This window comes from Herbaspirillum sp. CAH-3 (assembly GCF_009668275.1).
Taxonomy (GTDB): domain Bacteria; phylum Pseudomonadota; class Gammaproteobacteria; order Burkholderiales; family Burkholderiaceae_D; genus Herbaspirillum; species Herbaspirillum aquaticum.
In genome coordinates, this window is sequence record NZ_VSWE01000007.1 from 27202 (window position 1) to 49004 (window position 21803).

Below are 21803 nucleotides of genomic sequence, written 5' to 3' on the forward strand. Positions count from 1 at the left end.
GACCATCCATAGCGAATATCAAAATATATAAGAGAGGGAAACCACCATGACTACTACCGTCCTCAAGCTTTCCGAAGCCGCCGAGTTCCTGAAGAAGATCTCCATCCGTGCCATCCAGGATGTGCGCGCACTGGATGTGGATCTTCTGTTCGTCTTCGCCAATGGTGAACGCATCATCATCAGCGGCGGCGCCATGCAGGCCTTGAACGCGCCCGATACCCAGCTGCAGTTCGCCGACGGGCAACTGCCGCTGGGACGGGTTTTCCAGCAGATCGACCAGATCAACGTCTCGCCCGAGGCCAACCTGACGGTCAGTTCCAAGGAAATCACGCGCTACAACCAGAACAACACCAAGGCCGACAAGGTGCGCAAGCAAGAGGAGGAGTCCGACAAGCCCATCATCGTCGAGGAAGGTGAGAAGGCTCCCCGGGCCGCCCTGGCCAGCAGCGGCGACGCCGGCAATACGGCTACACCCGAGTTTTCTCCGGTCAAGTCGCCCGACAACCAGCAGCAACTGTCGGATGTTGAAATCAACTCCCGGCACGAAAAGAACTGGGGCGTGCAGTGGCCGGTGGCCGCCGGCGTACTGGCCTTGCTGGCAGCGGCCGGCGGTGGGGGAGGCGGCGGCGGTGCGGCTGCGGCCAGCAATGCGGCCAATGGTGGTGGTGCCAGTAGCGGAGGCGGTGCCGCCGGCGGCGCTGCGGCAGCAGCGGGCGCGTCCAGCCAGCCGGAGATCAAGCCGACCATGTCGGGCGCGGCCATGCTGGGCCCCATCAACAATGCCACAGCCATCGCCTATGACGACCAGGGGCATGCCATCAGTGCAGCGGCCCAGGTCATCGACGGCCGTTACTCGCTGGTGCTCAACAAGCCAGGCTATCGCGGTACCGTGCTGGTCGTCATCAGCGACAACACCCCCGGCCTGCCCGACAACTATGCCGATGAAGCCACCCTCAAGCTGACCGACCTCGGTACTACCGTTCTGCGCGCACTGGTCACGGCCACCGGTGCCAGCCAGACCGTCAACGTCACGGCGCTGACCGAGCTGGCCGTCATCAAGGCGGGCATGGAGGTGGGCATGCTCAATCCGTCTGAAGTACCGGACCTGAGCGCCGCGCGCATCGCGGCGATCAACAATGCCGTGGGCGGCTTCTTCAAGGTCGATGCCATCGGCGGCGAAGTGGTGCCCACTGCCAGCCAGAGCGCCAATGGGCAGGTGGTGGTCAATCCCGGCTTCAATCCCGGTATCAGCAGCGAAGCCTACAACTATGGGGCGGCGCTCAAGGCCATCTCCAACCTGTCGGCGCTGGACCCCAAGGCGTATCCGACCCAGATCGACGCCATCCAGAAGCTGGCCAAGGCGCTGCAATTTGTCGACGACAGCGATGCCGCGCTGAAGTGGGCCACCAATGTGCGCGGCCAGTCGCTGGCCTCGTCCAACCTGATGCAGTCCCATCTGTTCAGCGAACCGCTGCTCAAGATCATCCACGACCCGGATAGCACGGAGGAGGCCGTGGCCGCCGCGCAGACCCGCTACGACACCCTGCAGAAGCTGCCCGGCGGCTCCACCGTGGCGGCTTACCTGCAGCAGAACCACGTGGCCATCGCGGAGCCGACGCTCTTGATCAAGCAGGCGGTCATGAGCAATCCCGAGCTGTGGCAAAGCGCCCCGGTCAGCTCCACCTTGCAGCTCGACCAGGGCGATTTCCTGGAAGGTGGCCTGAGCGTGAAGACGCCGCCCTTTGCCGGCGTGAGCGTGGTCATCGATGGCAAGGACACCTTGGGCCATGAGCTCAGCATCAGCTTGCCGACCGCGCGTGCCGATGCCAACGGCCAGGCCGTACTGGTCTGCGACGATGAGTCGACCCAGCAGCTGTTGCAGCTGGATCACTCGCAGCCCATCGTGGCAGAGGTGACCGTCTCGGATGGCTACAACAACCGTACCAACTACACGGTATGGAAAAACAATGACGTGCGTGTGGACCTCACCACGCCGGCGGGTATGACCAATTTTGCCGAGCCGGCACCCGCGCTGGTCACCGACAGCAGCTATAGCGGCCGGAGCGGCGATGATCCGCTGCGCGTGCCCGCCACGCAAGGTGAACGCGACAAGATCACCCGCGACGGTAGCCTGCGCGTGCGTCTTACCAAGGCCCTCTCCGGCGACGAACGGTTGCAGTTTGCCGTAGCGACGGCGGCCGACATCAACGGCACCCCCCTGTTCGGTAGCTGGAAGGAAGCCGGCAAGCTGACCCAGGGGGCCAGCAATGCACGCGGCGAGGTCGACTACATCGCCAGCGACGTGGTCAGTACCACCGGCAGCAACTGGGTCAAGGCACGCGTGGTGCAGGTAGGCGCCTCTTATACGGGCGGCTATGGCAACGCCAATACCGGTGCAGAAACGCTGCAGTTCATCCTCGACATGGTGGCGCCTGCGCGCCCGGTCCTGCAACTCCTGGAAGGCCGGGACGACGGCCTCAGCAGCAGTGATGGCGTGAGCCGCCAGCCGGGCGCGCAGCTGTCTGCGCCGGGGATGATGGAAGGCGGCACCGAACTGCACTTCCGCCTGGTGGCGGGCAACGGGACGGATGCCCGTACGCTGCAATTGTTGCCGCTCAGCGGCGCCGCTCAGGAAGTCAAGCCAGATACCTGGTATCGCCTCAAGGCCGGTGAGCGCCTGCAGCTCAGCGGCGACACCATCACCGGTAACGGCAAGGCGCAGATCGACCTGCGCCAGATCGATGCTGCCGGCAATTTCAGCGAGAACACCCAGCGCTTCGTGGCCGACAGCAGCGGCCTGATCGAGTACACCCTGCTGTTGGCCAACAGTGAGAAGGCGGTCAACGATGCCCGCTCGGCGGTCGCCGTCGCGCAAGCCTTGTTCGATGCCGCCGATGCCTTGACCCGCTCGGCCAAGCAAGCTTCGCTGGCCACTGCCCAGGCCACGCTGGCGCGGCTCCAGACGGCGCAAGACAACGCCATGGCGCAGGCCCGCACGTCCTTGGTCAATGGCGATGGCAGCACGCGCCTGGATGGCGTCATGGCCACGCCCGTCGACAAGAACTATGTGCCCGCCATCATCAATGCCGTAGCCGCCACCGCCGACGCCGACAAGGTCAGCGATGCCGTCTCGCTGAAGGCCGTGGTGAGCGCCGCGATCAAGGCCGCCGATGCCGCCGTGGCCAAAGCCTCGGTGTACGGCGACGATCCGGCCAACCCGGCACCGACGCTGGCCGACTTCAAGGCCATGGGGGTGGTCGGCGTGAACAATGCACAGCAGCTGGCGAGCATCAACGATTCCTTGAAGGCCTTGCCCCAGGCGGCGTCTGATTCCATCGCGCTGATCCAGAATACGGTCAACGCCTACTACAAACTGCTCGCCCTGGCCGATGGCAAACCGGGCAACAGCGATCCGTCCTCCTATCCGAGCGCAGCCGACTATGCCGCATTGGGCGTGACACCTGTGCTGTCGGTGGCGGGTGCGCGTATCCTCAGCGGCGCCATCGATGGCAAGACGGCGGCCGAGGTCGCTTCGGTGGCCGCCATCAGCGACCTGGCCCAGGCCGCCCAGCGCCTGGCGGCGCAGGCGGCGTTACCGGCCGGACAGGCGCTGGCCAACCCTCTTGAAGTGAATGATTTTGCGCGCCTGGGCGTCACCGGCACCAGCGACGACAACGTGGCTGAAGTGGCCGCCAGCCTCAACAGCGTGCCGCAGGAACTGCGCGCCAACGGCAGCATCGTGGGCGAGATCGATACCCTCGCCGAGGTCCAGGCGCTGGTCACCGGCAAGATCGGCTCCCTGCAGACCATCCTCAGCTACGCCAAGGGCATCAATCCCATCAATCCGCTGCGTCCGACGCAGACCGAGCCGGACCTGGGCGATTACCAGAGCGTACTGCTGACCGGCAACAGCGCCACGCAGGTCACCGCGGCCAACCTGGCCAGCATCAACAGTGCCGTCAAGGCGGTCGGCGTGGAGCCGATCTCGTCCTGGAAGAAGCTGGGGGCCCTGGTACAGTCCTACAACCTGGTCCTGGCAGCCGCCGATGGCGTGCCCGGCAATGCGCAGCAACTTCCCTCTGCCGACGACTATGCGCGCATCGGCGTACAGGCGTTGCACTCCTTGTTGCCGGCTGCGGGTGCGGCGCGCGGCAATGCCTTGAACCTGCTCAACCAGGTGCTCGATGCGACGGCCCGCTCAGCGGTGGACAGCATCGACAAGCTGCAGGCACTGGCCAGCGTGGCCGCCCGTGTAGTGGCCTTGGCCGCAGGCCAGAAGGTCGCCCTGAGCGCAGACGAACTGAACCAGTTGCACCTGGCGGCACCGGTGAGCGCAGCACAGCTGCCAGTTGCCCTGTCTGGCATCGCCGGGACGGCCGATGACGGCGCCGGGCTGCGTTCTGTTGCCATGGTGAGCGAGGTGGTCGCTCGGGCGCTGGCCGCATCCGCCAAGATCGTGGCCTATGCCGACGACAGCGCGCAAGCCGTACCTCTGTTGGCCGACTATCGCGCGCTCGGTATCCATGGCGTGGATGATGAGTTGCACCAGAGCGCGCTCAATTCCGCGCTGGCTACCCCCGGCGTGGACGGCAGGCAGGTGAGCGATCCTGGCCACTTGCAGAACATTGCCGACGCCTTCGGCCGCATTCTTGGCCAGACCGGTGGCGCTGGCGCGCAGCATGCTGAGCCGGTCTTGAAGGACTTCGCCCTCATCGGCGCAGCAGCGCCCCATGACGAGAACGTCAAGGCGCTCATCAACACGGCGTTGTTCGGCAAGAACCCGCGTGACCTGATCGACGTCGCCACGGTCAGCCAACTGGTCATCGCCGCCAACGCCATCGGGGCATTGGCCGCCGGTGATGACAGCGGCCTGGTCGGCAGCACGGCGGCCGCCAAGGCTGCTGACCTCAAGGCCAAGCTGGACTTGCTGGGCGTGCTCAATCTCAACGACGCCCTGCAAGCCTCGGTTACGCAAGCCATCGTTGCCTCGGCCGATGATGGCAGCGGCATCAATACCCTGGCCAAGTTGCAGGCGCTGGTGGATGGCGCGCAGCAGGCGCAGATGAAGATCAATGCCTATGCCGACGATGCCACCCATGCAACACCGGTGGTGGCCGACTATGCGGCCATCGGGGTGAACGGTGTCAGTGGCGACAAGCTGCAGGCCATCAACTCGGCCCTGGCCAGCACGCCGGTGACTTCGGCGCAGACTGCCACTCCGGCCCTGGTGCAGGGCATCGTGGATGCCTATTCGCGTATCCTGGCGGCGGCCGATGGGCGCGCCGGCAATGCCGGCGCGCTGCCGCAGCCGCAGGATTACCAGCGCGTGGGCTTGCCGGCCGATCTGGTGGCCGCGCTGCAGCCGGATGCGCAGGGCAAGGCCTCGCCCTTGCTGGACATGCTCAATACCTTGGTCGATGTCGCCAACCCGGCCAGCGTCAATACGCTGCCTGCGCTGTCGCAGGTGGCAGCCACGGCACAGCACCTGATCGCCCAGGCCAATGGCAGCATCGGCGATGCACTGGTGACCCAGGCCGAACTGTCCGCTGTCGGCATCACCGGTCTGGATGCACATACCTTCCCGGCGGTGCTCTCCGCCATCGCTGCCAGTCCCGATGACGGCAGCGCCCTGGCCGGGCTGTTGCCGGCCGGCGGCCTCAAGCTGCAAGCCCTGGCAGACAATGCCGCCAAGGCCCAGTTGAGAATCGAGGCCTATGCCGATGGCGTGGCCAAGGCACCCGCACCGACGCCGGCCGACTTGCGCAGCATCGGCCTGGACCTGGCGGCGCACATGCCGCATGCGAGCCCGGAACTGGCCCTGAAGGCCCTCAATTCCGTGCTGCAAACCGTCAGCATTGGTGCCGCGCAAGTGAATCCTCCCGCCAAACTGGCTGCCATCGCCGATGCCTATGACCTTGTCATGGCCGCTGCCGACGGCGCAGCGCCGGCCGATGGTGCGATCAGCCCGGCTGCCCAGGCCATCACGGCTGATGTGCTGGTCCGACTCGGTGTGACCGGCCTGTCCTCCGATGATGCGGCGATACAAACGCTGCTGGTGTCGAACATGCAGAGTGTGATCGATGCCTTCACGCCCGCTGCTGCAGCCGATGTCAGGAATCTGCAGACCAGTGTCGATGTGCTGGTCAAGATCAGTCACCTGGCCGACGGCGTGGCCGGCAATGGCACTGCTGCGGATCAGTTCAGCGATGCCCTGGCTGCCTTGCAGGCGGCCGGCGTCAACCTCGCCGATGCCACGGTCGCCAAGGCCGTGGCCAATGCCCTTGATGGCGCTGATTATGCCAAGCTGGCCAGTCCGGCCAGGCTGCAGGCCCTGGTTGACGGCTATGCCCGCATCCTGGCCGAAGCCAACGAGGCCGAACCGGCCAGCGGTGCCGCCTATGGCAATGAGGACAAGGTCCCAGACGCCACGCCTGGCAGCGATCCTTCCTTGCTGGACTTCAGCGCCATCAACGCCCGCTTGCCCGGGTTGACGGTGGCCCCCGGCAGTGCTGCCGACCAGGAGGCGCGCCTCAAACTCATCGACGACGTATTCAAACGCAAGGCGCGCTCGCAGGTCGATAGCGTGGCCGAGATCGAGCAGATCGGCCAGGCCGTGGACCAGTTGCTGCACCTTGCCGCCCAGCCCGCCGGGACTCCCTTGCCCGCCTTGGGCAGCGACGAGCGCCTGCGCTGGCAGGCCAGTTTCCGTGCCTTGGGCGTGAATGGCGTCGATACCGGCGAAGACGGCAACCTGGAACAGGTACTGACTCGCATCACCGGCGCCGGCATGGCCAGTCTCAATGCGGTGGCGCCGATCCAGACCTTGATCAACGGTGTCAATGAAGCCTTGATGATCATCGTCAACTATGCCGAGGATAGCGACAAGAATCCCGCGCCCACCGTCACCAATTACCACGATGTTGGCGTCGACCGCGGCCCTGCCGCAGCCACCGTGAATGCGGACAACCTGGCCAGCATCAATGCTGCCATCGCCAAGCTGGAGCGCGGCGACGTCGATGCGCGTGCCAAGCTGAAGGTCATCATCAACGCATACAACGCCATTCTTGCCGCCGCCGATGGCAAGTCCGGCGACACCTCCGGCGAGGCGTTGCAGCCGGAGCAGTTCCTGGCCATCGGCGTCCCGCTGGGCAGCGTCCTCATCGGCATGGGGACATTGGTGAACCCGGTGGGCGGCAGCAAGTCCCTGGACCGCGTCGATGTCGACAAGCTGGCGCTGTTCAACAGCGTGGTGGGTGCCCAGGGGCGTGATGGCGTGGCTACGCCCGACAAACTGGCCGCGCTGGCAGCGACCGTCGCCGATTTGATCCGCACTGCCCGCGAGAGCAACAGTGATCCGGTGGTGGGCGACAGCACCACCAGCCTCAGCGTGAAGAGCCTGCAAGCCCTGGGCTTGAGCGCCATCACCAGCAGTACGGTGCAGGCAGCCTTCCTGGATGCGGTGAGGGTCAAGGGCAACAGCATCAATGCTGCCTCCCATGCGCCCAGTTCGGCCGATACGGCGGCCACCCATGATGTGAGCGGCGTCAAGAGCATCGAACAATTGAGCGCCATCGCCAACAGCTATGCCAAGGTGCTGGCCTATGTCAATGGCGGTGGTACCGATGCACCGACCACTGTCGATTACCAGAACATCGGCGTAGCTTTGCCCATCACGGGTGCAGCCACCTCGGGCAGCGCACTGGCACTGATGAACAGTGCGGTGCATGCCCAGTCCAGACCGGCCAGCATCGACAGTGTGGCCGAACTGAACCGGCTCGCGCTGACGGTGGAGCAGGTCATGCAGGTCGCCGCCGTGGCACCGCTGGCGGATCATTACCCGGTGCAATATCCACCGGTGGCCAGTGCACTCAAACCGGCCGATCTCACTGCGCTGGGCTTGACAGGGGTGGACAGCAACAGCCTGGCCGCGCTGCTCAACAAGCTGCAGACCACCGCCGATGACGGCAGCGGTGCGGCCACTGTGGCCGCGCTGCAAGGCATGATGGATGCTGCCATGGCGGCCGCGCGCAAGATCGCCCAGTTCGCCCGCGACGATGGCGGTGAGGCCCCCACGGCGGCTGATTTCGACGCCCTGGGCCTGCAACTGCCGCTCGATGCCAACCGCAGCAGTACTCCGTATCTGAACGCCATCAACGATGCCCTGAAGTCGGTCAGCATTTCCGCGCCCCAGGTGCAGACACCTGACCAGCTGCAGGGCTTGATCATCGCCGCCCAGCACGTGGTGGATGCCGCCAATGGCGTTGCCGGAGACGCTTCGCCCAAGCCCACGGCAGCCGATTTCCTGGCGCTCGGCCTGGCCAAGAGCAAGCTCGATGATGCCGGGGCGACCGGCGTGGCCATGCTGGCCGATACCGTGGATGCCAATACCCTGCAGACGCTGAGTACGGATGAATCTGGCCGTCCCATTGCCTTGCCCGACAAGCTGGCCCAGCTGCTGGACCTGATCCAGGCGCTCATGGTCACCGCCGCCGGCGGTGTGGCCACGCCGCCGCTGGATTCGCTCCGGCTGGGCAAGCTCGGCGTGAGCTTTGCCAGCGTGGCGCACAATGCCGATGGCAGCCTGCAGAACTGGTCCGCCATCCTGTCGGCCATTGCCGGCAGCAAGAAGGACGGTTCCGAGGTCAACACCCTGACCAAGCTGCAAGCCCTGGTCAACCGCGCCGACGCCGCACAGACCAAGATCCGCCTGTATGCCGACGATGCCGTTTCGGCCACTGATGCGGCCACCATGCCCTCGGTGGAGGATTACCGCAGCATCGGCCTGGTCAGTCCGGTGGCCGATGCCAGCGGCGTGCGTGCTGCACTGGTGACGAGCGACAACCTGGTGGCCGTCAATGCCGCCCTGCGCACGGCCACCGTCAACGCCCCGCAGGCCGATACACCGGCGCATGTGAAGCAGGTGGTCGATGCCTACCTGGCCATTCTCAACCGGGCCAACGGCACCTCCCCTGACACGGGTGGCGCACTGACTGTGGCCCAATTCAAGGCCATCGGGGCGGTGGTCGATGGCGTCACCAACGCCAGTGGCAAGCCCACCGATGCCGCTGCGCTAAGCCTGCTGGATGGCGTCATCGGCGGCAAGCTGCCCGAGGCTGTCAATACTCCGGCCAAGATCAATGCGCTGGGTGCCCTGGTCAACAAGATCCTGACCCAGGCCCAGGCCAGCGATGACACGCCGCGCCTGAGCGCCGCCGAGCTGGACCAGCTGGGCCTGAGCACCGCTGACGGCGCACCGCTGAGCGCGCAAAAGCCTGCTGCTGTGGCTGCTGCGCTCTATGCCATCCGTGCCGGTGCCGACAACGGCAGTGACGTCAGCACCCTGGCCAAGCTGCAGACCGTGGTCTCCGGCGCCGTGACGGCTTACCAGAAGATCCAGGTCTATGCCGATCTCAGTGCGGTGCCGGGCGGCTTCCCGGAAGATGCCGGGCGACCTGGTGCAGCCGATTTCCAGGCCATGGGCCTGAAGGTGCCGGCCAGCGTGGTGGCCGACCAGGCCATCGGTGCCTCGGCCACCTTGCTGACCGCCGCCTTCGGCGCGGCCCAGATCGATACCCCGGCCAAGCTGCAAGCCATCCTCGACAACTGGGACAAGCTGTTCACCCTGGTCAATGGCAAAGCCGATACCCCGGCCCTGACCGATATTACGCGCCCGGCCTTCAGTGCCTTGCTGAGCGGGGTAGGGGTGACGGTCGATGCCGCCACACCTGCGGCGGCGCTGGACCTGTTGCAGACCGCGCTGGACCGGCAGGCCAGCAAGGCCGTCATGAATACCCCGGCACAACTGGAAGGCTTGCTGGCCACGGCCAAGGGCTTGCTCACGCTGGCCGGCAACGCCCAGGTCTTCGCCGCTGACCGCCTGCCCACCGGCCTGGCGGCAGCGGACCTCATCGCCTTGGGCGTGGCGCCGACGGCGACCGCCAACGCTGCTGCGCCCGCCGTGCTCAGTGCAGTCTCGGCGCATGCCGCCAATGCCGTGGACAGCCTGGCCGAAGTACAAGCCGTGGCCAGCCTGGCCATCAAGGCCCAGGCCAAGATCAGCGCCTATGCCGACGATGCTTCCAAACCTGCGCCCGTGGCTGCCGACTACCTTGCGGTGGGGCTGGTCAAGAGCGATGGCACCGCGCTGGTGGGCAACGACAACCTTGGCGCCATCAATACCACGCTCGCCAGCACCGCCATCACCGCTGCGCTGGCAGGCGACCCGGCCAAGCTCAAGGGCATCGTCGACGCCTACGCCCATATCGTTGCGGCGACCGTGGCGGGGACGGTTGCACCGTCCTTGGCGGACTACACGGCGGTGGGCCTTTCCGGTCTGAATCTTCAGAACAAGAGTTTGCTGGATGGCGCATTGCCGCGTCTGGGCGCAGACCATGTGAAGGATCAGTCAAATCTGCAAAAAGCCGGCGACGCAGCGGTCAAGATCGCCGCGCTTGCCGATGGCAGTGCCAATACGGCGTCCGCTGCGCTGCCGGCCGCGAGCGACTATGCCGCGCTGGGCCTGGCGATGGGCAACGCCAGCGCCGCCAATGATGCCGATGGTTCCGGTGCAGCGCTGTTGGGCAGCGCCATCGATGCCATGCCGCTGGCCAGCGTCAACACGACGGACAAGCTGCAGGGCTTGATGGATACCGTCAACAAGCTCATGGACAGCGCTGCCCGCCTGCCAGCGGCGGCCATGCCCACCGCAGCCGACCTGAAGTTGCTGGGCATCGACATCAGCAGCAAGAGCGTGGCCCAGCAGGGTGCCATCCTGGCCGCCATCGGCACCAGTGGCACCGACGGCAGCCAGATCAAGTCGCTCGCGGCGCTCTCCACACTGGCACAGAAAGCAGTCGATGCCCTGGCCAAGATCAGCGCCTATGCCCAGGACAATACCGGCGCCGCGCTGGGTGTGCCGACGGCGGACGATTACACCGCCATGGGCGTGTTCGGTGTAACCAGTGCAAGCGTTTCCTCCATCAATGCCGCATTGGCCACCACCGTGGTCGATGGCGCCCATGCCAATACCCAGCCGCTGGTGCAAGGTATTGCCAGCGCCTACCTGAAGATCCTGGCGGCCGCTGACGGCAGCCGCGCCAAGCCCGATCCGATCGGATCGGCGGCAGTCCCTGCCGGGGCCGAGCTGGAAAGCATCGGCGTGGGCGTGACGGCTTCCACCAACAGTCATCGCATCAGCCTGCTGGCCACCGCCCTGGATGCCTTGAGCCGTGACAAGGTCGATACGCCGGCGCGCATCGACCTCATCAACGCCTCGGCCGGCAAGATGATTGCCGCCGCCGGTAACGTCGATGCTGCCGTTCTGTTGACCATGGACGATTTCACCAACCTCGGGATACAAGGATTGGACGCGGCCTTCCTCTCCAATGTGCAAGGTCTCGTCGCCAGCACCGATGTGAACCGCATTGACAGCAGCACGCGCTTGCAAGCGTTGGTGGATGGCCTGCTGAAGGATTTGAAGATCATCCGCAATTATGCGGACAACGTGGCCAATACCGACGCAGCCCTGGGCGTCGCCGGTGCGGTGCTCACACCCACCGTGGACAACTACGCCCGCGCCGGTGTGAGCGGCGTGACCGCCGACACGCTGGCCTGCATCAATGCCTCGGTCAAGACCCTGGCCAGCTCCAGCCTGGTGGACAGCAAGAGCAAGCTGCAGGCCATTGTGGACGCTTATCAGCATGTGCTGCAGGCGGCCGATGGCGTGGCCGGCAACCTGGCGCGGCCCATCACGCGCGACGAACTGATCCGCATCGGCGTGCCTGCCGCCAGGCTGCCCGACCCGTCGGCCAGTGGCTTGTCGGCGACCGAGATCGCCCTGGCACGTGGCACCCTCGGCCTGCTGGTGACAGCCCTGGACGCCCAGCCGGCCGACAAGAGCACGGTATCGATCCCGGCCAAGATTGCCGACCTGGCGGCTACCGCTGGTCGCGTCGCGGCGTATGCCGCTGCAACTGCCACCTCGACCACGCCCCTGACCAATGATTTCGTGGCGCTGGGTGTGAAGAACCTGGTGGCGCAGGTCGATGGCAATACGCCCTCGACCGTGGGGTTGATCAACAGCGGTCTCAAGGCGCTGAACGTGGATGGACTGGCCGCATTGAACCTGGCGCAGGTCCAGACCATGGCAACAGGCGCGGCCAAGCTGCGCAACCTGGCCTCGGCCAGCAGCGTGATGGCCGACGCCAACCGTCCCGTGGCCGATGCGGTCAATGCCGATGGGACGCCCAAGGCAGGCGCACCCCTGACCTATGACGAATTCCGTGCACTGGGCATGGCTGTCAACAATGCGCCGGCCAACCTGAAGCTGCTCAATGAAGTCTTCAATGCGCGGCCCAATTTTGCCTCGGTCTCGGACCTGGGCAAGATCAATGCGCTGAATCTGGTCGATATCGTCAATCGCGTGATGCGCCAGACGGAAGCCGATGTGAAGCCGGACGACGCACCGGCCGGCATCACCGTGGCCGAACTGACCACGCTGGGCCTCATCAGCACGGGTGCCACGCCTGAGGTGAACGCGGCTTCGCTGTCGGCCTTCATGGCCGCGCTCAAGTCGCGCGCACCGGCCGATGTCGATACCCTGGCCGAACTGAAGGCGATGGCCTCGGCGGCCCGCGCCGCCCAGGCCAGGATCATGAGTTATGCCGAGCGCCAGAGTTCGGGAGCCGTGGCGCAGGCCGGGTCTGATGGCGCCACCCCGGTGGCGAAGGACTTCAGCGATATGGGCGTGAGTGGCGTCGGCAAGTACGGCACCGCTACCCCGGACCGCCCCGATGCCATGCCCGAGGGCTTGTTCGCTGTCCTCTCGGCGCTGGCCACCAGCGCCGTCAATGGCACCCGCGCCGCCACGGCAGAACTGGTCCAGGGCATCGTTGATAGCGCCAACAAGCTGCTGGGACTGGCCGACGGCGTGACCAACATGCCTGCCGCCGCCCCAACCCTTGAGGACTACCGTCTGCTGGGTGCTGATCTCTCCGGCCTGGGCCGCGCCAGCGTCAAGACCGACTACCTGTCGTTGCTCAACTCGGTCATCGACCGTCTTACGGCAGACAAGATCGATACGCCCGATGAAGTGCTGGCCCTGGCCAATACCGTTGCCCGCGTGCTGGACAGCACTGCCGGGGCAGGCGGCGCTGCGCCCGTGCGCGCCGACCTGGAACGGCTGGGCGTCTCCGGACTCAGCGACAAGGACATGCCGGCGGTGTTGACCCGGCTGCAGCAAGTCCCGGCGGACAAGCTCTCCACCATCAACACCTTGTCCGGCCTGCAAAGCCTGGTGGACAAGGCGGTCACGGCGCAGGACAAGATCCGCGACTATGCCGGCGACAACAGCAAGCCGCTGCCAACCGCCCAGGATTACGCAGACATGGGCGTGCTCTTGCCCGCCACGCCCAAAGCGGTGGCAGACAGTATTCTCAATGCCACCAACAAGGCCTTGGCGTCTGGGCCCGTGGGCGCCGATCAGGCCAGTACGCCCGATCTGGTCCAAGGCATCGTCAACAGCTATGCCAAGCTGCTGGCCCTGGCCGATGGCAGCATCAGCACAGCTGCCGCCGACTTGCCGGTGGCGCAGGATTACATCCGCGTGGGACTGGACAAGACCCTGACCGATAAACTGGGCACCCCTGCCAACCTGCAATTGTTGAATCAACTGGTCGATGGTGCGGCCAGTGCCGCCGCTGTGGACAGCCCGGCCAGCCTGAGCGTGCTGGCTACCATCGCCAACAAGGTCCTCAATATTGCTGCACAGCAGACCGGTGATGTGGTCGCGCCGGCCGATGCCTTGAGCACGGACGACTTCAAGACCCTGGGTGTCACTGGCCTGTCGGGCGTGGAAAGCGATGCCGTGGTCGCGGCCCTGCAGTCGCGCGCGGTGGCCGATGTCGATACCTTGGCCGAAATTCAGAGCGTAGCCGCAGCCGCGCGTTCGGCCATCAATCGTATCGTCGCCTACGCTGACAACAATCGTGGCGATGCGCCTACCGTGGTCGATTTCCAGGCCCTGGGCGTGATCGGGGTGAGCGAGGTCGGCACCAGCGCCAACAAGGACGACATCCTGGCCGCGCTGGCCACGGTGGGTGTCGATGGCGCGGATGTCAATTCGGTAGCCGGTATCCAGGCCATGGTCAACAGCTATGCGCAATTGCGTACGCAAGCCGATGGCGTACCCAGCAATACCCTTGACGCGGCCCTGGCCAAGCAGGCCGATTTTGAGCATATCGGGGTGGACCTGTCGGCCATTCTGGCGCTCGACAGCGGGGCCGCCGGTGCCAGCGCCAACATCGTGCAACTGCTCAGTTCCATCGTGGATAGCCGCTCGACGGCCGAGGTCAATACCCCGGCCAAGATCGCCGCGCTGGCGAACCTGGCGAGCAAGGTGGGCCTTGCCGTGCAGGGTGACAGCAGCAAGCCGCTGACGGTGGAGGACTTCGCCACCCTGAAGATCTCCGGCGTCAATGCCGGCAACCTGGGCAAGGTCCAGTCGCAGCTGGCCAAGCAGGCCGATGACGGTAGCAGCGTCAATACCTGGGCCAAGCTGGCCGATGCCGTCTTTACGGTCACCAACGTTCCAGCGATCAACACGGTGGCCGGCGATGACATCATCAATCTGGCTGAACGTACCGCCGGCGTCACCCTCACCGGCACCGCCGGCAGGGATGACACGGTCACGCTGTTCTATCCGGACGGCACCATCATGAAGAGTGGCATCGTCACGCGCGACTCCGGTACCGGCACCAGCGTCTGGAACTGGAGCTACACGCTGGGCGCGGCCGACTGGCTGGCCCTGGGCGCCGATGGTGCCAATGGGTTGGACAAGGTGATCGGCATCCAGTCGCACAATACCGTCAAGGGCATCGATTCCATCAATGTCTCCCATACGATCAACATCGATACCACACCGCCGGTCTTCACCTCGCCCATCGCGCTTTCGCGCGATACCGGCACGGCCGCAGACGGCATTACCAGCGATGGCAAGGTGCTGGTGTCGGGTCTGGAAGCCGGTGCAAGCTGGGCCTACAAGATCGATAGCGGAGACTACCAGCCGGGCAGCGGTGGCAGCTTCACCGTCAACGGGCAGGGCAGTCACACCATCAAGGTGCGCCAGACCGACCGCGCCGGCAACAACAGCGCAGAGCAGAACCTGTCCATGACCCTCGATACGGTCGCACCGGCCAAACTCAGCGCCACACTGGCGCGCGATACCGGTAGTGGCAGCAGCGACGGCCTCACTGCGGACGGCACCCTCAATATCGGTGGTCTGGAGAGCACGGCGAGCTGGCAATACAGCCTGGACAATGGCAGCACCTGGAGCGGCGGCAGCGGCACCAGCGTGAAGATCAAGGGCGCCGCCGCTGGTACCGGTAATGTCGACGGCATCAAGAACGTCGTGGTGCGCCAAACTGATGTGGCCGGCAACGTCGGTGCCAACAGTGATGTGCTCAGCTTTACCCTGGATTCCACCTTGCCGACCAAGCCCACGCTGGGCCTGGCCAAGGACAGCGGTAACGCATCCGACCGCATCACCAATGACGGTACGGTCAAGGTGGCCCAATTGGAGGCTGGCGCCAGCTGGCAGTACAGTGTGGACAACGGCGTGACCTGGAGCGACGGCAGCGCCGCCAGCTTCCGCTTCTTCGGCGCCGCCGATGGCAGCGGTGGCAGCGATGGTGCCAAGAACCTGTTGGTCCGCCAGACCGATGCAGCCGGCAATACCAGTCCGAACAGCGACAAGTTCAGCTTGACGCTCGACACCACCGTGCCGGCGCCACCGACCTTGTCCTTGGCCAGCGACACCGGCGTGTCCGGCGACAAGATCACCAATGACGCCAGCTTCAACATCAGCGGTTTGGAAAGTGGTGCGGCGTGGCAATACAGCCTTGACAGTGGCACCACCTGGACCAATGGTTCCGGTGGCAGCGTGCGGTTGCGCAGTCTGGCCGATGGCAGCAAGAGCATCATCGCGCGGCAGATCGATGTGGCGGGCAATGTCGGCAGCAGCAGCGATGCGGTGAGCTTCACGCTGGACACCATCACGCCTGCCAAGCCGACTGTAGTACTGGCGCGCGACAGCGGCAATTCGTCCACCGACCGCATCACCAACGACGGCACCCTCAATGTGGGCGCGCTGGAAGCGGGTGCCACCTGGCAATACAGCCTGAACGCCGGCGCCTCCTGGAACGCCGGCAGCGGTTCGAGCGTGCGCATCAAGGGTGCGGCCGATGGCAGCGGCAATACCGATGGCGTCAAGGCCGTGGTCGTGCGCCAGACCGACGTGGCCGGCAACATCGGTCTGGTCAGCGACAGCTTCAGCTTTACGCTGGACAGCACGTTGCCGGTCAAGCTTTCCCTGGCGCTGGCCCGCGATACCGATGTCATCAACGACAAGATCACCAGCGATGGCACGGTCAATGTCACCGGTCTGGAGGCCGGCGCGAGCTGGCAATACAGCGAGGATAACGGCGTGAACTGGTCGCGCGGCAGCGGGTCGAGCTTCGTGCTGGCCGGTGACGGCGACAAGAGCGTCGTGGTGCGCCAGAGCGATGTGGCCGGCAACGTCGGGCCGACCAGTGATGCCTTCACCTTCACGCTGGATGGCGGTCCCCCGGATCGTCCCACCCTGGCGCTGGCTACCGATAGCGGCAGCTCCGGTACCGACAAGCTCACCAATGATGGCACGATCAAAGTTGGCAAGCTGGAAGCGGGCGCCAGCTGGCAATACAGCCTGGATGGCGGCACCACCTGGAGCAACGGTACCGGCAGCAGCTTCAAGCTCAAGGGCGCCATTGAAGGTGGTGTCAATACCGATGGCCTGCGCAATGTGGTGGTACGCCAGACCGATGCGGCCGGCAACCCCAGCCCCATCAGCGATGTGCTGTCGTTCACGCTGGACACGACGGCACCGGTCAAGCCCGCTCTGTCCCTGCAGTCCGACAATGGCAGCTCGCCGACCGACAAGATCAGCAATGACGGTACCGTCAAGGTTGATGGCATCGAGGCCGGCGCTACCTGGCAATACAGCACCGACAGTGGCGTCACCTGGAGCGTGGGCAGCGGCAGCAGCGTCAAGCTGACCGGCGACGGCAGCAAGGCGATCCAGGTGCGGCAGACCGATGCGGCCGGCAACCTGGGGGCGGCCAGCGACAGCTTCAGCTTCACGCTGGACGCCACCGCGCCGGCCAGCCCCACGGCGGCACTGGCCACCGACAGCGGTAGCTCCCCCAGCGACAAGATCACCAATGACGGCACGGTCAACGTCTCCGGCCTGGAAGGCGGCGCCAAGTGGCAGTACAGCACTGACAATGGCACGACCTGGAGCGATGGCAGCGGCAGCAGCGTCAAGCTCACCGGCGCCGTCGACGGCAGCGGCAATACCGATGGTGCCAAGAAGGTACTGGTACGTCAGATCGACGTAGCCGGCAACACCGGTGCGGCCAGCGCCGCGCTGAGCTTCACCCTGGACACCACGGCCCCCGCCAAGATCACCGCCGCGCTCGCCAAGGATAGCGGCGCCTCCGGTACGGACAAGATCACCAACGACGGCACCGTCAACGTCAGCGGCCTGGAATCTGGTGCGAGCTGGCAGTACAGCATCGACAACGGCAGCAACTGGACCACTGGCAGCGGCAGCAACATCAAGCTCAAGGGAGCAGTCGATGGTGCCGGCAATACCGACGGCAGCAAGTCGATCATCGTGCGCCAGCTCGATACGGCCGGCAATGCCGGTGCCAGCAGTAATGCCTTGTCGTTCACCCTGGATACCACCGTGCCGGGCAAGCTGGGGCTGGTGCTGGCAACCGATACCGGGACCGCAGGTGACAAGATCACCAGCGATGGCACCCTCAACATCACCGGGCTGGAAAGCGGTGCGACCTGGCAGTACAGCACCGACGATGGCAGCAACTGGAGTAGCGGCACCGGCACCAGTGTCAAGCTCACCGGCGACGGCGCCAAGAAGGTCGTCGTGCGCCAGACCGATGTGGCCGGCAACGCCAGTGCCAAGAGCGATAGCCTTGATTTCACGCTCGATACCAAGGCGCTTGCGCCCACCATCGTCCTGAACTCCTCGGCGGGGACCACGGCAGCTGGGGCCAGCATCACCACCTCGGGCAGCTTCGTGCTCAGCGGCGTGGCGGAGAAGGGTGCGCAAGTCATTGTCAAGAGCGGCGATGGCACGGCATTGGGGACCATCACCGCCGCAGCCACCGACGGCGCATGGTCGCTCAACCTGGCCGCCAGCCTCAAGATAAGCGGCCTCAAGATGATCGATGGTAGCGACAGCACCGCCAACGGCACCTATACTCTGCTCTCGGCCAACGACCAGGCAGCGCTGCTCAATGCCTTCAGCGGCGACTTCGTGGAAAGCGGCTCGGGCGTGCTGGACTTGTCCAAGCCGGTCTACATCAGCGGCAGCGGCGCCACGGCCTGGTATGTCTGGGCCGCACAGGATGGCGGTTACATCATCTCGCACAAATCAGGCACCGATGACTGGTACCGCGAGGCTGCCGACGGCGCCACGCTGGCCGGCCAGCCGGAAAACGTACGCACCTGGAATGCCCTGGATACCAGCGCAGGACTGGTGCAGGCCGAGTTGCTGCAGAATGGCGACGCCAGCGATAACGAGGTACCGCAGGCGGGTGTGAGCGTGGTCACCACCCACGCCGCGCGCGATACTGCCTGGAGCTACACGGCCGAGCAGACTGACGTAGCCGGCAATGCCAGCCCCAAGGGCAGGCTCAACGTGCTGGTCGATACCGCCACGCCGCCGTTGCTGGACATGGACACGGCTACGGACGGTATCCAGTCCAGTGCGCAGCGCCAGGCCTCTACCAGCGAATTGCGTTCGGGCACGGCCTTCGTTGCCAACGTAGTGCCGCCCACCAAGACCACGGCATCGGCCATCGACGTGGTCTTCAGTGGCAGCGGCCTGGATCTGGTCAACGACCGCCTGTTGATGGATGCCCTGGTGGCGCTGGATGCCAACCTGGCCCCGGTCAGCGGCAAGACCGTCGGCGGCGTGGCCGATGTCAGCTACGTCTACACCACCGCTACGCGTACGTTGAATATCACCAAGACCAAGGGAGGCACATTCACTGGTGCCGAAGTCGAGGCCCTGGTGGAGAACATCAAGCTGCAAAACCTGACCCCCACGGCCGGCAGCCGGGTGATTACCTTCACGCTGCGCGATGAAGGTGGCCTCGTCAGTCCCGCCATGCGGGCCACGCTCAACGTGGGCAGCGACAGCCTGTTGCTGGACCTAGATCCGATCATGCCCGGATCGCAGCTCGCCTCCAGCCAGAACGTCACTGATGCGGCCCGGATCGCGGCCGGTGTCGCCTTCGACGCCAGCGTGGCTGCGCCGACATCGACCCTGGTCACCGCAGTGAAGGTGGTACTGGGCGGCGCCGGGCTGGATGTCCTCAACGACCGCCTGATTCTGGATACGGCGTTGGCGCTCAACGTCGACCTGCCGGTGAGTACCGGCAAGACGGTCGGTGGCGTGACGGGCCTGAGCTATGGCTACGACAGCGCCAGCCGTACGCTCACGCTGAGCAAGACCGGAAGCGCGCCCTGGAGCGGCGGTGAACTGCAGTCGGTCGTGCAGGCCATCAAGCTGGGCGGCAGCAGCAGTCATGATGGTTTGCGCACGGCCAGCTTCAGCCTGGTGTCCAGCACCGGCGAGACCGGCAATGCATCGGTGGCCGGCATCCTGTTCGATACCCATGCACCGACGCTGGACGCCGATGCCACCCTGGTCGATCTGCAGGCGAGCTCCCGCAAGCTGCTCACGGCGGCCAAGGCCGTGGCCGGCGACGGGCTGTTCGCGCACGACATTGCAGTCTGGCCAACCAATGACATCAGCAGCATCGGCATCCGGCTGGATGGCCCGCAGCTGGACCTGCAGAAGGACAAGCTGGTCCTGGACGTGCCGCTGTCGCTCAACGCCAGCCTGGCCACGGTCAGCGGCAAGAGCATCGGCGGCGTCAGCGGCTTGAGCTATGGCTATGACGCCAGCACCCATGTGCTGACCATCAGCAAGAGCTCGGGCGCGGCCATGAGCGGACTGGATGCGCGTGCCATCGTGAAGGCGATCCAATACCAGAACGCCACACCCTCTGCGGGTGATCGCAGCGCCACGATCACGCTCACCGATGTGGCTGGCAACAGCAGCAACACCAGTCTGAACTGGACGGTAGACATGACGGCGCCAGGCAGCATCACCGGTGCGCTGGTGACCAGCAAGCAAGTCAGTTACAAGACCTTGACCATTCCGGACATCATGGGCAGCAACACCAAGCACAACCTGCACTCGGGCGAGAGCGCCGATCTCACCAGCCTGCTCCCCGTCGGGATGACGCCGTCGACTTTTGTCTCCGCGCTCAGGGGCCTCCATGCGGAATGGGGCGGCATTTCCATTACCGGTGACGCGAACACGACCTGGTCAAAGTACAGCAGCGTGTTCTCCTTTCCGAGCGGTTTCGGCTTGGACACGATGTTCACCATGGCGCATCAGGGCGGCAGTTACGTGAAGGGTGAAACCTTCACGTTCACTTCACCCGTCAGCGGTCAACTGCTGCTCAACGCCGTGGATGGCTTCTACACCTCCAATACGGATGTGTATTCGTTCGCGGGCCGTAGCGGCGGGCAGAACTATGACATCGGCAATGTCCAGCTGCTGTATGAGGTTACTACCGACAATGCCAATTCACGGCCGACCGTGCATGTCAGTTACGACGGCACCAAGGCCAGTGCAGGTGACGTGATCGGCCTGTACGAGGGCGGCAAGTTGCTGGGCAGCCGTACCCTGACCGCATCCGATGTCGGCCTGGCGACAGCGACGGTGGACGTGACCGTTGCTGCCAGCCTCGGTGCTGGCAACCACGTGATCACGCCCAAATTCAGCGACGCGGCGGGGAACGTGGTGACAGGCAACGACATCCCCCTCTCGCTGGCCAGCGGTACAGCAGCCCCGGTCCTGAGCAATCTGAGGGTCAATGGCGAAACGCCGGATACCCAGCCGATCAACGGTTCGGCGACCAAATACGCCGTGATCGCGGAGACGCCGCTGAGCCCGGCGACCCTCATCGGTCTGGATCAGAACCTGACCTTCTCCGGCAACGTCGGCGGCGCAGGCGCGAGTGACCACTACCTGATCTCGGTGAGCATGGGCGGCAAGGTGATCGTGTTCGGTGAGGTCAGCGCAGGGGACTTTTCGCTGACGACGCCGGCCAACGTCCTGGCACCCGGCATGTATCACGACCTCACCATCACGGCCACCAATGCCAGTGCCGGCATCAACAACGGCCAGACCACCATCGTCCAGAACCAGACGCTGGGCTGGTACTGGGTGCCGCAGAGGCTGGACAGCATGAGCGGTGGCGCCGGCGACGACCAGATCCAGCTGGCCGTTACCGCCGGTGGCGCCAATACCGTGGTGCAGACCGGGCAAGGCAAGGACACGCTGATGCTGGGCGGATTCGGCACCACCGATTCTTCCAGGCTGGTGGCCACAGTGTCCGACTTTACCCTCGGGCAGGACAAAGTGAAGGTCTTCGGACAAACCATCACCAAGGACAACCTCAATACCTTCGTCACGGCCTCCGCCTACAACACCAGTTCCACCAAGCTGGTGGTGGATCTGGACGGGGCCGGAGCGGGGGGCACGAGTTACACCTTGTACCTGCAGAACGTGGCCTACAACCCCGGCAATACCCATACGATCTTCGGTGTGTGATGGCGCTGACCTGAACCGAGATCGTAGACCCGCAAGCGCATCGGCTCCTCCA

1 protein-coding gene is annotated in these 21803 nt (G+C 65.1%); it reads left to right on the forward strand.

Annotated elements, in window-relative coordinates; translation table 11 throughout:
* Nucleotides 1-46 precede the first annotated feature (46 nt).
* Nucleotides 47-21751 carry an Ig-like domain-containing protein gene (locus FYB76_RS10360; protein ID WP_229296943.1) on the forward strand — a complete coding sequence of 7235 codons (21705 nt, stop codon included), beginning with the start codon at nucleotides 47-49 and terminating at the stop codon, nucleotides 21749-21751.
* Nucleotides 21752-21803 lie beyond the last annotated feature (52 nt).